This window comes from Pseudomonas sp. 05T35 (assembly GCF_056396605.1).
This window is the reverse complement of sequence record NZ_JBFTLU010000088.1, coordinates 1-12,095: the sequence shown is the minus strand read 5'-3', so window position 1 is coordinate 12,095 and position 12,095 is coordinate 1. Positions and strand designations below refer to the sequence as shown.

At 59.4% G+C, this 12,095-nt stretch carries 11 protein-coding genes and 1 pseudogene; 9 read left to right on the top strand and 3 right to left on the bottom strand.

The genetic code is table 11. The features are described 5' to 3' along the window. The coding region (locus AC1DH9_RS09515; RefSeq protein WP_477808086.1) for a helix-turn-helix domain-containing protein at nt 1–693 on the top strand (693 nt) is incomplete at its 5' end. Nucleotides 694–714: 21 nt separating this feature from the next. Here AC1DH9_RS09515 and AC1DH9_RS09510 read toward each other — a convergent pair. Next, nucleotides 715–1,188 carry an Lrp/AsnC family transcriptional regulator gene (locus AC1DH9_RS09510; RefSeq protein WP_054594119.1) on the bottom strand — a complete coding sequence of 158 codons (474 nt, stop codon included), beginning with the start codon at nt 1,186–1,188 and terminating at the stop codon, nt 715–717. A gap of 176 nt (nt 1,189–1,364) precedes the next feature. Here AC1DH9_RS09510 and kynU point away from each other — a divergent pair, with 176 nt between their 5' ends. Beyond that, a complete protein-coding gene (gene kynU, locus AC1DH9_RS09505; RefSeq protein WP_427541966.1) occupies nt 1,365–2,615 on the top strand; it encodes a kynureninase in 1,251 nt (416 codons plus the stop codon). Between the two features lie 205 nt (nt 2,616–2,820). Then, nucleotides 2,821–4,233: an amino acid permease gene (locus AC1DH9_RS09500; RefSeq protein WP_477808085.1), complete on the top strand. Its 1,413-nt coding sequence runs from the start codon at nt 2,821–2,823 to the stop codon at nt 4,231–4,233. A 21-nt stretch (nt 4,234–4,254) separates the two neighbouring features. On the opposite strand, the gene AC1DH9_RS09495 is transcribed toward AC1DH9_RS09500, so the two are convergent. Continuing rightward, nucleotides 4,255–4,569: a putative quinol monooxygenase gene (locus AC1DH9_RS09495; protein WP_427541960.1), complete on the bottom strand. Its 315-nt coding sequence runs from the start codon at nt 4,567–4,569 to the stop codon at nt 4,255–4,257. A gap of 201 nt (nt 4,570–4,770) precedes the next feature. On the opposite strand from AC1DH9_RS09495, the gene mdaB reads away from it, so the two are divergent. From mdaB to AC1DH9_RS09465, 6 genes and pseudogenes are all read left to right on the top strand, one after another. Beyond that, on the top strand, nt 4,771–5,361 hold the full coding sequence (gene mdaB / locus AC1DH9_RS09490; protein WP_477808084.1) for an NADPH:quinone oxidoreductase MdaB: 591 nt from the start codon (nt 4,771–4,773) through the stop codon (nt 5,359–5,361). Between the two features lie 58 nt (nt 5,362–5,419). Continuing rightward, nucleotides 5,420–6,331 carry a LysR substrate-binding domain-containing protein gene (locus AC1DH9_RS09485; protein ID WP_427533129.1) on the top strand — a complete coding sequence of 304 codons (912 nt, stop codon included), beginning with the start codon at nt 5,420–5,422 and terminating at the stop codon, nt 6,329–6,331. A 535-nt stretch (nt 6,332–6,866) separates the two neighbouring features. Beyond that, the gene (locus tag AC1DH9_RS09480) at nt 6,867–8,216 is read left to right on the top strand and encodes a GntT/GntP/DsdX family permease (protein ID WP_427541957.1); all 1,350 of its coding nucleotides are present in this window, start codon (nt 6,867–6,869) and stop codon (nt 8,214–8,216) included. A 16-nt stretch (nt 8,217–8,232) separates the two neighbouring features. Further along, a pseudogene (locus AC1DH9_RS09475) lies at nt 8,233–9,090 on the top strand (MurR/RpiR family transcriptional regulator); the annotation flags it as partial. A gap of 4 nt (nt 9,091–9,094) precedes the next feature. Continuing rightward, nucleotides 9,095–10,552: a D-aminoacylase gene (locus AC1DH9_RS09470; protein ID WP_427541954.1), complete on the top strand. Its 1,458-nt coding sequence runs from the start codon at nt 9,095–9,097 to the stop codon at nt 10,550–10,552. A gap of 183 nt (nt 10,553–10,735) precedes the next feature. After that, entirely contained in the window at nt 10,736–11,104 is a 369-nt protein-coding gene (locus tag AC1DH9_RS09465) for a glyoxalase superfamily protein (RefSeq protein ID WP_427533133.1), read from the top strand. 72 nt (nt 11,105–11,176) lie between these two features. Here AC1DH9_RS09465 and AC1DH9_RS09460 read toward each other — a convergent pair whose 3' ends face one another. Continuing rightward, a complete protein-coding gene (locus AC1DH9_RS09460; protein ID WP_477808087.1) occupies nt 11,177–11,881 on the bottom strand; it encodes a methyl-accepting chemotaxis protein in 705 nt (234 codons plus the stop codon). Between the last annotated feature and the right edge of the window lie 214 nt (nt 11,882–12,095).

Here is a 12,095-nt window from a genome sequence, read left to right as displayed (position 1 = left end):
GTGATCATCTCCCCGAATGAAAACCAGATGCTGGCGATCTCCGGTGACTGCCGCAAGGTCCAGGTGGTGATCACTCGGGCGGCCATGAGTGAATCCCTTGAGGGGATGTTGCAGCGCCCACTGGATGCGCCGCTGCGCTTTGAATCAGTGATGGACGCGGTGGACGGTGCGTCGGCCTCGTGGTGGCGCATGGCGCGGTATTTCATCGGCGAACTTGAGCGCAGCAGCGCGCTGTTTGAGCAGGTCGTCTTCACGCGGGACATCGAAAGCTCGTTGATCAAAGGCCTGATCCTCGCCCAGCCGAACAATTACTCCGATGAGCTGCGGGAGGTATTGGGGGTGAAATTGCCGCACTATCTGATCAGGGCCAAACAGTACATTCACGACAACGCTCGCGAAGCCGTGCACCTGGAAGACATCGAAGCGGCGGCCGGGGTTTCGCGGTTCAAGTTGTTCGAAGCATTCAGAAAATACTTCGCCCTGTCGCCGATGGCCTATCTGAAAAAATACCGCTTGAATGCGGTGCGCCAGGACATTCTTGAACAGGGGCTGGCGCGCAACATCTCGGAGATTGCCATGGGCTGGGGGTTCACCCACATGGGGCGTTTTTCCGCCGAGTACCGCAAGTTGTTCGACGAAGCCCCGAGCGCCACCTTGCAGCGCAACGAGGCCCGGCGCATGCGCGGGCTTTGACGCAGAGGCAGTCAATAAGGCTTATTTGCGGGCGACCAGATCCAGCAGGTCGTCTCGCTCCTTGATTTTCTGCAGGACGATTTCCGAGCGAATATCGGTCACCCCCGCGGTGCGATTGAGCTTGTTGACGATGAAATCCGAGAAGTGTTTCAGGTTGCGCGCCTGAACCCGCAGCACATAGTTGCTGGCGCCGGTAATCACGTACGCGGTGGCGACTTCCGGCCACTCTTGCACCTTCTTGATAAAGGTCTCGTGCCAGTCTTCGACGTCCTGTCGCAACGACACATGGACGATGGCTTCCAGCTCGATGCCCAGCCGTTCGGCGTTCAGCACCGCGCGATAGCCGGTGATGATTCCCTCACTTTCCAGCAGCCGCAAACGCCGCAGGCAAGCCGACGGCGACAGCGCAACTTTCTCCGCCAATTCCTGATTGCTGATACGCCCGTCCTGCTGCAAGTAATGCAGGATTCGCAGGTCTGTCGAGTCGAGGGTCATGGTTTGAATAAATCCGCGATTTTTGGAGTTGGATTCGAATTATCTTCGAGATAACTACTATATGACCATCCACTTTGCACGAAAATTCTCCAAGGCTTCGTTCATTATTTGCTCATTGTGCCGGCGCAAAAAAGCTGAAAACACGGCGGCATGTCATCTAGAGAACAGGACCGACAATGATCACAAGAAACGATTGCCTGGCGCTTGATGCGCAAGACCCTTTGGCTCATCTGCGTCACCAGTTCGCGCTTCCCGAAGACGTGATTTACCTCGACGGCAACTCCCTTGGCGCGCGTCCGGTTGCGGCGCTTGAGCGTGCTCAGGCGGTCATCGCCGAGGAGTGGGGCAATGGCTTGATCCGCAGCTGGAACAGCGCGGGTTGGCGCGACCTGCCGGAACGTCTGGGCAATCGGTTGGCCGGGCTGATTGGCGCCGGTGAGGGCGAAGTGGTGGTCACCGACACCACCTCGATCAACCTGTTCAAGGTCCTCGGCGCGGCCTTGCGTGTGCAGGCGATGCGGGCACCGACGCGGCGGGTCATCGTCAGTGAGTCGAGCAACTTCCCGACGGATTTGTACATCGCCGAAGGGCTGATGGATTTGCTCCAGCAGGGCTATAGCTTGCGTCTGGTCGACAGCCCGGAAGAACTGGCACAGGCGATTGACCAGGACACTGCTGTGGTCATGCTCACCCACGTCAACTACAAGACCGGCTACATGCACGACATGCAGGCCGTGACGGCGTTGATCCACAAATGTGGCGCGCTGGCGATCTGGGACCTGGCGCATTCTGCCGGTGCGGTTCCGGTCGATTTGCGTCAGGCCGGCGCGGACTACGCCATCGGTTGCACCTACAAGTACCTCAATGGCGGTCCCGGTTCGCAAGCGTTTGTCTGGGTTGCGCCGCAGCTGTGCAATCTGGTCACGCAGCCGTTGTCCGGCTGGTTCGGTCATTCCCGACAGTTCGACATGGCCTCAAGCTACGAGCCGAGCAGCGGTATCGCTCGCTACTTGTGTGGCACTCAACCGATCACCTCGTTGGCCATGGTCGAGTGCGGCCTGGAGATTTTCGCCCAGACCGACATGCCGAGCCTGCGTCGCAAATCCCTGGCGCTGACTGACCTGTTTATCCAGATGGTGGAGCAGCGCTGCGCCGCTCACGATTTGAAACTGATCACCCCGCGCGAACACGCCAGGCGTGGCAGCCATGTCAGCTTCGAACACCCGCAAGGCTACGCGGTGATACAGGCCTTGATCGCCCAAGGTGTGATCGGTGATTACCGCGAGCCGCGGATCATGCGCTTCGGTTTCACCCCGCTGTACACCAGCTTCACCGAAGTCTTTGATGCGGTGCAGATTCTTGGCGAGATTCTCGATCAGCAAACCTGGTCGCAAGCGCAGTTCCAGGTACGCCACAGCGTCACCTGATCCCAGCACTGTCCGTGGCGAGGGAGCTTGCTCCCGCTTGAGTGCGCAGCACTCACAAAATCGATACTCACTGCGAAGATTTTTGGGCCGCTACGCAGCAGAGCGGGAGCAAGCTCCCTCGCCACAGGGTTTAGTTCGACCGTGTGACCCGGTTTATCCAAACGATGTGCTCTCTAAAAAAACACAATATTCAGAGGACAGAGAAATGACCGACACCCTCGGTTTTGAAACCATCTCCAACCGTGAGAATGGCCTCAGGCGCCAGCTCACCTCGGGGCAGATGAGCATGATCGCCATCGGCGGTGCGATAGGCACCGRCCTGTTCATGGGCAGCGCCTATGCCATCGGCTATGCCGGGCCGAGCGTGCTGCTCAGCTATGCGATTGGCGCGGTCATCACGCTGCTGTTGATGGACTGTCTGGCGGAAATGACCGTGGCCCATTCGACCTCGGGTTCGTTCGGCGCGTATGCCGAGTTCTATATCAGCCCGCTGGCCGGGTTTCTGGTGCGCTACGCCTACTGGGCGGCGATTGTGTTGGCGGTCGGCACCGAGGTGACGGCGGTGGCGATGTACATGAAGTACTGGTTCGCCAACGTGCCTGAGTGGATCTGGATCGTCTCGTTCTCAAGCATTCTGATCGTGCTCAACGCCATCAGCGTGAAGACCTTCGGCACCTTTGAGTATTGGTTCTCGACTATCAAGATCGGCGCGATTGTCGGCTTTATCATCCTCGCGGTGTATGTGGTGTTTGGTTCGGGTAATCCGGAGTACGGCGTGCATCACTACTCCAGCCACGGCGGTTTTTTCCCCAATGGCCTGCAAGGCATGTGGGTGGCGGTCATCGTGTCGATCTTCAGCTACCTGAGCGTGGAAATGATCGCAGTGGCGGCCGGTGAAGCCGAGGATCCGGAGCGGGCAGTGAAGAAAGCCTTTCGCGCGACCATCGTGCGGCTGGTGGTGTTTTACCTGCTGACCCTGGCCCTGATGTTGGCGATTGTGCCGTGGGTTCAGGCAGGTCATGCGCAGAGCCCGTTTGTCACGGTCATGCAAACCATCGGCATTCCCGGCGCCACCGGGGTGATGAATTTCGTGATTCTGATTGCCGCGTTGTCGGCGATGAACAGTCAGCTCTACATCACCACGCGGATGATGTTCAGCCTGTCCCGTGGCGGTTACGCGCCGAAGGCGATGGGCGCGTTGAGCAAGAGCGGCATCCCGCTCAACGCCTTGTTGCTGTCGAGCTCGGGCATTGCGCTGGCGACGCTGTTGAACGTGATGTACCCGGAAAGCTCTTTCACCTTGATGATGGCGATTTCGATGTTCGGCGCGATCTTCACCTGGTTCATGATCTTCCTCACGCACTACTGTTTCCGTCGCTACCACGAGCGTCACGGCGAGCGGAAACTGTCGTTCCGCATGCGCCTGTTCCCTTACACCACGCTGTTGGGGCTGCTGCTGATGGGCKCGGTGATGATCACGACGTACTTTACCGAGGCGTTCAAAATGACCTTGGTGTTCGGTGTGCCGTTCCTGTTGATCCTGTCGTTGGTTTACGGGGTGTTCTTCAGGAAAACCAAGGCATTGGCCGACACTCTCGACAACGTTCCGGCCCCGTAAGAGCCGGCGGCCACCTGCTGATCAGCGGCTAGCTGATGACGGGCTGAGCATGTCGATGCGGCGGATATCGAAATCGCGTTCCAGGTAATCCATGCGGTTCGCGAAAAACTGCTGCATGTGCGGCAGGTTCGAGTGCACGTCCAGATGGGCCCGGGATTGCCAGATCTCGTAGAAGATAAACAGCGTCGGGTCTTGCTGGTCGCGCAGCATGTGGTACTCGATGCAGCCAGGTTCGGCGCGACTGGGTTCGACGTAAGCGCGGAACAGGGCTTCGAAGGCGTCGGCTTTTTCCGGGCGGGTTTTGGCGTGCAGGATGAAACCGTGTTGCTCGCTCATGCAGAACTCCTCAAGTCAGGGTTGAGAAAATTCTATGGCAACAATCAGCTGGTTATTCGTGCGTTTCGCTCAAATGTATTTTGCCGGCTTCGGGCTTATTCATGGGCAGGGTCATCGATACCCTGCCGCCATCACATTTGAAACTTCTCGATCCCGCGACTTATCCACAGCGTGGCGGGTCGGACCATGATGAGGCTTTCCATGAAAAAAGTTCTGTTGCTCAACGGTGGCAAGAAATTCGCCCACTCTGACGGTCGCTACAACGCCACCCTGCACGAAGCTGCCTTGAGCGTGCTGGATCGCGGCGGTATCGACGTGAAAGTGACCCACATCGACGAGGGCTACGACGTCGCTGAAGAAGTCGCCAAGTTCCTCTGGGCCGACGTGATCATTTACCAGATGCCGGGCTGGTGGATGGGCGCGCCATGGATCGTGAAAAAGTACATCGACGAAGTCTTCACCGAAGGCCACGGCAGCCTCTACGCCAGCGATGGCCGGACCCGCTCCGATGCTTCGCAGAAATACGGCAGTGGCGGCCTGGTGCAGGGCAAGCAGTACATGCTGTCGCTGACCTGGAACGCACCACAGCAAGCCTTCGACGACCCGAGCGACTTCTTCGAAGCCAAGGGCGTGGATGCGGTGTACTTCCCGTTTCACAAGGCCRATACCTTTCTCGGCATGAGTGGCCTGCCGACCTTCCTGTGTGTCGACGTGATGAAGCGGCCGAACATTGAAGCCGACGTCGCGCGCTATGAGCAGCACCTCAAGCAGGTGTTCAACTTGCCGGCGTAACCTGCGTTATGCCCCGTATCCGGCTACTATCAAAGCTGTTTTGATTTAAGGGGCACACGTGAAAGCCAGATCCGATGAGTTGCAGATTTTCGTCTGCGTGATCGAGTGCGGTTCGATTTCAGCGGCAGCCGAACAGGTCGGGCAAACGCCCTCGGCGGTCAGCCGCACGCTGTCGCGTCTGGAGGCCAAGCTCGACACCACGTTGATCAACCGCACCACGCGGCGCATGGACCTGACCGAGGAGGGCAAGTACTTCTTCGAACAGGCCAAGCTGATTCTCGACCAGATGGACGAGCTCGAAGAGCGTCTGTCCTCGCGCCAAAAGACACCTTCCGGACGACTGCGGATCAACGCGGCGTCGCCGTTCATGCTGCATGCCATCGTGCCCTACATCGATGAGTTCCGCCGTCTGTACCCGGACATCCAGCTGGAACTCAACAGCAACGACCTGATCATCGACCTGCTGGAGCAAAGCACCGACATTGCGATCCGCATCGGAGCGTTGGCGGATTCGACCCTGCATGCGCGTTCGCTGGGGGGCAGTCCGCTGCACATCCTCGCCAGCCCTGCGTACCTGGAAAAACACGGCACACCGACCACGGTTGCCGAACTGGCCGGCCACTCGTTGCTGGGCTTCACCCAGACCGAAAGCCTCAATCACTGGCCGCTGCGTCATGTGCACGGCGACCGCTGGCAGATTCAGCCGAGTCTCAGCGCCTCCAGCGGTGAAACCCTGCGTCAGCTGGCGCTGGAGGGGCAGGGCATTGTGTGCCTGTCGCATTTCATGACCATCAATGACATCAAGGCCGGGCGGCTGAAGTTGCTGCTGGCGCAGGCCAACAGCGGCTATCGTCAGCCGATCAATGCGGTGTACTACCGCAACTCACAACTGGCCTTGCGGATTCAATGCTTCCTGGACTTCATCCAGGGCAAGCTGGCGAGTTACGCGAACGAGGTGTTCGAAGGCTGATCCGCGACTAATGCGCGAAACTGGCTCCCGTATCCCCGTATCCCCGTATCCCCGTATCCCCGTAGCAGCTGTCGAGCCTGCGAGGCTGCGTTCGGCTGCAAAGCAGTCGTGAAATCAGACAGCGCGTTCTTTCTGGTAAACCGCGTACGCAGGATATGCGAGGACTTCGTCCTCGAACGCAGCCTCGCAGGCTCGACAGCTGCTACGGGACGGCGAGGAGGCGGGGCGGTGGGTTGTATTTTCAGGGGGATCAGTCCTGATGGATGACTGGGGTAATGACTCCGTCGCACAGTTGGTAGCACTCCTGATAATCATCGAAGCAGCTATCGCCGTAGTGAATTGTGTGATGGGAAGGTTCGCGTCGAAGGGATGAAAAAACGCCCGGCAGATTTTCATTAATCACGACAAGGCATGCCTGAAAACGACATCTCATTCCTCTGCACGAAAATTACTTTCATCAGGTTTGAAAACCGCTACTCGAAATGATTTATGGGTTTCACAACACATCGACGTGACCCTTTTCGAGGAGTACCGCATGGCACCGTCCTTCGGCTATTGGCTGCTGGTTTATGCCGCTATCGCCATCATTGCGCTGATCGTTCTGATCGCCCGTTACCGACTCAATCCGTTCATTGTCATTACCATGGTTTCCATCGGCCTGGCGCTGCTCGCCGGAATGCCGCCGTCAGGGGTGGTGGGCGCGTATGAAGCGGGTGTCGGCAAGACCCTGGGGCACATTGCGCTGGTGGTGGCGCTGGGCACGATGCTTGGCAAAATGATGGCCGAGTCCGGTGGAGCCGAGCAGATGGCGCGCACGCTGATCGAGCGCTTCGGCGAGAAAAACGCGCACTGGGCGATGGTCTGCATTGCCTTTCTGGTGGGTCTGCCGTTGTTCTTCGAAGTTGGCTTTGTGTTGCTGGTGCCGATTGCCTTTACCGTGGCGCGGCGGGTAGGCGTGTCGATTCTGATGGTCGGTTTGCCGATGGTTGCCGGGCTCTCGGTGGTGCATGCGCTGGTGCCGCCGCATCCGGCAGCGATGCTCGCGGTGCAGGCCTATCAGGCCTCGGTGGGGCAGACGTTGCTCTACGCGATTCTGATCGGCATCCCGACCGCGATCATTGCCGGTCCTCTGTACGCCAAATTCATCGTGCCGCGTATCCAGTTGCCCGCGGAAAACCCGTTGGAGCGACAGTTCATCGAGCGCGAACCACGGGACCGCTTGCCGGGTTTCGGCATCACCATGGCGACGATTCTGCTGCCAGTGGTGCTGATGCTGATCGGCGGCTGGGCCAATCTGATCTCCACACCGGGCAGCGGTTTCAACCAATTCCTGTTATTCATCGGCAACTCGGTGATCGCCCTGTTGCTGGCGACGTTGCTGAGTTTCTGGACCCTCGGTCTGGCTCAGGGTTTCAACCGCGAATCGATCCTCAAATTCACCAATGAGTGCCTGGCACCAACCGCCAGCATCACCTTGCTGGTGGGCGCCGGCGGTGGCTTGAACCGGATTCTGGTGGATGCCGGGGTGACTGACCAGATCGTCGGCCTGGCCCATGAGTTTCATTTGTCGCCGTTGTTGATGGGCTGGCTGTTCGCGGCATTGATGCGCATTGCCACCGGTTCCGCGACCGTGGCCATGACTACCGCATCAGGCGTTGTCGCGCCGGTGGCCATTGGTCTGGGCTATCCCCATCCGGAGCTGCTGGTGCTGGCGACAGGTGCGGGCTCGGTTATCTTTTCTCATGTCAACGACGGTGGCTTCTGGTTGATCAAGGAGTACTTCAATATGACCGTGACCCAGACCTTCAAGACCTGGACGGTGCTTGAAACTTTGATCTCACTGGTCGCGTTCGGCCTGACCCTTGGCCTTTCCTATGTGCTTTGAACAGCAGGTGCGGTAAATGGACATCCTCTATCAGATTCGTGCGCGTCAGGATTCCTTCAGCGCCGGTGAAGGACGGATTGCCCGGTTGATGCTCGACGATGTGGGGTTTGCCGCATCGGCGAGCCTCGACGAGCTGGCGCTGCGAGCCGAGGTCAGCAGTGCGACACTCTCGCGGTTTGCCCGTAGCGTCGGCTGCCGTGACCTGCGCGATTTGCGCCTGCAACTGGCCCAGGCCAGTGGTGTCGGGAGTCGTTTTCTCGACCCGGCGGGGACGCCGGAGCAGTCGGGGTTTTATCGGCAGATTGTCGGCGATATCGAGTCGACGCTGCATCAACATTTGTCGGCGTTCGATGAGTCGCGTTTCGCCGACGCAGTGAAGTTGCTGGGCAAGGCGCGGATGATTCACGCGTTCGGCATGGGCGGTTGTTCGACGCTGTGCAGCGATGAGCTGCAGGTGCGGCTGGTGCGCCTCGGCTACCCGATTGCCACCTGCCATGACCCGGTGATGATGCGTGTGACCGCCGCATCCTTGGGCGCGGAGCATGCGTTGATTGCCTGCTCACTGACCGGCATCACCCCGGAACTGCTGGAGGCTGTCGAGTTGGCGAGCAGCTACGGCACACGCATTCTGGCGATTACCCTGGCCGACTCGCCGCTGGCGCAAATGGCCGATGTGCTGTTGCCGCTGCAAAGCGCCGAAACCTCATTCATCTACAAACCGACAGCGGCGCGCTACGGCATGCTGCTGGCCATCGATGTGCTTGCCACCGAGCTGGCGCTGGCCAATCCTGAAGGCAATCAAGAACGTCTGCGGCGGATCAAGCTCGCCCTCGACGACTACCGTGGCGGCGATGATCATCTGCCGTTGGGAGACWGACATGCAGTACCACACGCTGATCCGCAACGCCCTGATCATCGACGGCAGCAACACGCCGGGTTATCCCGCCGACGTGGCGATTGTGAACGGACGGATCGCGCGCATCGGTGATTTGCAGGATGTCAGCGCCGATGAGGAAATCGACGCGGCGGGACGAGTGCTTGCGCCAGGTTTTATCGATGTACATACCCACGACGACACGGTGGTAATCCGCCAACCGCAGATGCTGCCCAAGCTCAGCCAGGGCGTGACCACGGTGATCGTTGGCAATTGCGGGATCAGCGCCTCACCAGTGAGTTTGCGCGGCGATCCACCGGACCCGATGAATCTGCTCGGTACGTCCGCAGCCTTTGTTTATCCGCGTTTCAGTGATTATCGGGCCGCAGTCGAAGCGGCCAACCCGACGTTGAACGTGGCCGCACTGGTCGGCCACACGGCGCTGCGCAGTAATCACCTGGACGACTTGTTTCGCACTGCCACGTCGAGTGAAATTGCGGCAATGCGTGAGCAACTGCGCGAGAGCCTGGAGGCCGGTGCACTGGGTTTGTCCACAGGGCTGGCCTACGCCAGCGCCTTCTCGGCATCTACCGACGAAGTCATGCAACTGACTGAAGAGCTGACGGCTTTCGGCGCGGTCTACACCACCCATTTGCGCAGCGAATTCGAACCGGTGCTGGAGGCCATGGACGAGGCATTCCAGATTGCTCGCCACGCGAAAAGTCCGGTGATCATTTCCCATCTCAAATGCGCTGGCGCCGGCAACTGGGGGCGCAGTCCACAGCTGTTGGCGTCCCTTGAGCACGCAGCGAAAACCCACCCGGTGGGTTGCGATTGTTATCCGTATGCGGCGAGCTCCTCGACCCTGGATCTCAAACAGGTGACGGACGCGTTTCGCATCACCATCACCTGGTCGACGCCACACCCTGAAGCGGGCGGCCGCGACCTGATGGACATCGCCGCCGAGTGGGGCATGCCGTTGCTGGACGCGGCCCGTCGCTTGCAACCGGCCGGGGCGGTCTATTACGGGATGGACGAGGCGGATGTGCGGCGCATTCTGGCCCACCCGTTATCGATGATCGGTTCCGACGGTTTGCCGGAAGACCCGTTTCCGCATCCGCGGTTGTGGGGCGCATTTCCACGGGTATTGGGGCACTTCAGCCGGGATCTCGGATTGTTCCCGCTGCACACGGCGGTGCACAAGATGACCGGGCTGTCGGCGGAGCGTTTCGGCCTGAAAGAGCGCGGTGAAATACGCGAAGGGCATTGGGCGGATCTGGTGCTGTTCGACCCGTTGCATGTGCGTGATATAGCGGATTTCAATGACCCGCAACGGGCGGCCGAAGGCATCGACGGCGTGTGGGTCAATGGCGTCTTGAGCTACCGTGAGGGCAGGGCAAACGACAGCAGGGCTGGGCGTTTTCTGGCGCGGGAAGGGGATTTGCGTATGGGCTTTCATTGAGTGTTGACGATCAAAAGATCGCCGCCTGCGCCGAACCCGTTCTCCTGTAGGTGCTACCGAAGGCTGCGATCTTTTGATCCAGGTCTCATAGTGGCACTGTGAGATTAAAGAAAGCCATTGCCAAGCCGAAGCGCTGTCATGCAACCCACTTAGAGTGGGGCCTTTCAGTTTGGGAGTAGCGCAATGAGCTTCGGTAAAACCACCCCGATCCTGCGGATCTTCGATGAAGCCAAGGCGCTGGAGTTCTACGTCGACTTCCTCGGTTTCACGCTTGACTGGCAGCACACGTTCGGCGAGAACTTTCCGCTTTATCTGCAAGTGTCGCGGGGTGAATGCGTTCTGCACCTGTCCGAGCACCACGGCGACGCTACGCCGGGTTCGGCGCTACGCATCGAGACTGATGAGCTGGAAGCGTTTCAGCAGCAATTGCTGGCCAAGGAGTACCGCTTCGCTCTTCCACAGATTCAGGCCATGCCCTGGGGGAGCCAGGACATGACCGTTAGTGATCCGTTCGGGAATCGATTGGTGTTTACCAATGCTATTAGTGTTTGAGCTATCTCACCTGCAGGAGGACTGGGCGACGCTCCTGCAAATGTGTGGGAACCGATTTGTGCAATGTGATGGTCAGACCCTGAAGTGACTCACCATCATCTGCAACTGATTACCCAACCGTGCCAATTCAACGCTGGACGCGGCGGTTTCATCACTGGCGGCGGCAGTTTGCTCGGAGACGTCGCGCACGTTGATGATGCTGCGACTGATTTCTTCGGCCACCGCGCTTTGCTGCTCGGCAGCGGCGGCGATCTGCTGGTTCATCGACTGGATGTTCGACACCGTGCGGGTGATGTTTTCCAGTGACACGCCGGCCTTGCGGGTCAGCTCGACGCTGCTGTCGGTCAGGCTGCGGCTGTTGTTCATCACGGCGGCGACTTGCTGGGTGCCGTTCTGCAGGCCGGCGACCAGGCCTTCGATTTCTTCGGTGGATTTCTGCGTGYGTTGGGCCAGGCCACGCACTTCATCAGCGACCACCGCGAAACCGCGACCGGCTTCACCGGCGCGTGCCGCTTCAATGGCAGCATTGAGCGCCAGCAGGTTGGTCTGTTCGGCCACTGCCTTGATCACGTCCATGACGCTGCCGATCTTGTCGCTTTCCTGTTGCAGCACGGTCATGGCTTCGGTGGAGCGCACCACTTCACTGGCCAGGCGTTCGATCTGAGCGATCGCTTCGTTGACCACTTTATCGCCTTCGCGGGCTTCACCGTCAGCCGCTGCTGCCGCTTGCGACGCTTCTTCGGCGTTGCGCGCGACTTCCTGCACGGTGGCGGTCATTTCGTGCATGGCGGTGGCGACCTGATCGGTTTCGATCTTCTGGCTGTTGACCCCGGCACTGGTTTCTTCAGTCACGGCTGACAGCTCTTCGGCGCGCGACTTCCTGCACGGTGGCGGTCATTTCGTGCATGGCGGTGGCGACCTGATCGGTTTCGATCTTCTGGCTGTTGACCCCGGCACTGGTTTCTTCAGTCACGGCTGACAGCTCTTCGGC

Excerpts from the sequence above, each read along its gene's own strand:
- AC1DH9_RS09465 (WP_427533133.1), top strand. The coding sequence starts at position 10,736 with ATGAGCTTCGGTAAAACCACCCCGATCCTGCGGATCTTCGATGAAGCC.
- AC1DH9_RS09480 (WP_427541957.1), top strand. The coding sequence starts at position 6,867 with ATGGCACCGTCCTTCGGCTATTGGCTGCTGGTTTATGCCGCTATCGCC.
- kynU (WP_427541966.1), top strand. The coding sequence starts at position 1,365 with ATGATCACAAGAAACGATTGCCTGGCGCTTGATGCGCAAGACCCTTTG.
- AC1DH9_RS09510 (WP_054594119.1), bottom strand. The coding sequence starts at position 1,188 with ATGACCCTCGACTCGACAGACCTGCGAATCCTGCATTACTTGCAGCAG.
- AC1DH9_RS09495 (WP_427541960.1), bottom strand. The coding sequence starts at position 4,569 with ATGAGCGAGCAACACGGTTTCATCCTGCACGCCAAAACCCGCCCGGAA.
- AC1DH9_RS09470 (WP_427541954.1), top strand. The coding sequence starts at position 9,095 with ATGCAGTACCACACGCTGATCCGCAACGCCCTGATCATCGACGGCAGC.